1 protein-coding gene and 1 pseudogene are annotated in these 1585 nt (G+C 43.1%); both read left to right on the forward strand.

The annotated features are described in order from the left end of the window. Positions 1 to 1157: inverse autotransporter beta domain-containing protein (locus BAZSYMA_RS01205; RefSeq protein WP_195910035.1), on the forward strand; the 1157-nt coding region annotated here is incomplete at its 5' end. A gap of 89 nt (positions 1158 to 1246) precedes the next feature. Beyond that, positions 1247 to 1585 (forward strand): annotated as a pseudogene (locus BAZSYMA_RS01210) (hypothetical protein); the annotation flags it as partial.

Below are 1585 nucleotides of genomic sequence, written 5' to 3' on the forward strand. Positions count from 1 at the left end.
CTATCGCAGGGGTTAACCTTTTTACTGACTATGAGACCCAGTCTAAGCACAAGCGCTTGAGTCTTGGTTTGGAATACCAGCGTTCTAACTTTAGTGCTAATATCAATAAATATCACCCACTCTCAGACAAAAAAACCGTTAACGGTGTAGAAGAAGCCTTAGCAGGTTATGATGTCAAGCTCAGCGGTCAAGCCCCTTACCTGCCTTGGGCTAAAATCAAAGGCACTTATTATCATTGGGATGCTAAAGCAGGTGCCAATATCAAGGGTAATATCTTAGGGGTAGAGATTGAGCTTACTCCTTCAGTGAGTTTTGAGCTCGGTCAAGAAAACAACAATACCATGAATGCCACAAGCTATGGCAGGCTCACTGTAAAACTGCCGTTGGGTGATAAGCAAAAAATCACCAACTTTAAAATTTCCGACAAAGTCTTTAAAGCCAGCAGTAAGGTGGACCTAGGCGAGTTTGCTTGGGTAGAGCGTACTAATAAAATAATGATTGAAAAAGAAAATAGCGCAGGTGGTATATCAGCATTTACAGGCGGTTTGTTTCGTGGGCTCACTTACGCACTAGTTACCTCACCTAACACAGGCAGAGTTTGGCTAGATAGAAACCTAGGTGCAACCCAAGTGGCAACTTCAGGAACAGACAGTGCTGCTTATGGTGACTTGTACCAATGGGGTAGGGCAACAGACGGACACGAATCGCGCACTTCAGGCACAACAACAACGATGGCAACCACCATCACTCCGGGAACAAACACCTTTGTTACTACTAACGCCACACCTTATGATTGGACGACTGCAGACAGTACTGGCAGTAGTAGAACCAGTGCTTGGATAAATGCAGGAACGAATGACATTTGTCCAGCAGGCTTTAGTGTGCCGACCGAAACAGAATTAAAGGCTGATACCATTAATGCCACTACAGCCATTACTAACAGTGCCACAGCCTTCTCTAGCTTCCTCAAAATCCCAGGTGCTGGCTACCGCTATCGTGCGAATGGCGCGCTTAACACTATTAGCACTATCGCCTCCTTGTGGAGTCGGTCTGCTGGTGGCACGGATGGTCGCCATTTTTTCGTCGATAGTGGCAATGCGCACTTCGACAGCGATGATCGTGCCAAGGGCTCTAGTGTTCGTTGCATTATGGATTAAGTGCAACGCGACACTTTGATTCATTTGTACACTTTTGTCACTTTACCATTTCATGGCTTTAGCCTGAAATGGTTATTAAATAGCTAGACATGATTAATGACACTGATTTTAATAATTTAACCCATCAATTGCATTTGGCTTATTATGATGCGCGAAAGCACAAGCGTAATACTCAAAATCAATTAGAGTTTGAGCTCGATTATGACGTTAAATTAATAGAATTAGCTGAGCAAATTTATCACCGAACTTACCAGCCTAAGCCCTCAGTCGTGTTTATGGTTAATAAACCTGTTAAGCGTGAAATATTTGCTGCTGATTTTTCCGATAGAGTGGTGCATCATCTAATCTATCGGGCAATTTATGGCGATATTGAAAAGTGCTTTATTAATGATAGCTATAGTTGTCGAAAAAATAAAGGCAGTTTGTAC

This window comes from Bathymodiolus azoricus thioautotrophic gill symbiont, assembly GCF_001298715.1.
Lineage (GTDB): Bacteria > Pseudomonadota > Gammaproteobacteria > PS1 > Pseudothioglobaceae > Thiodubiliella.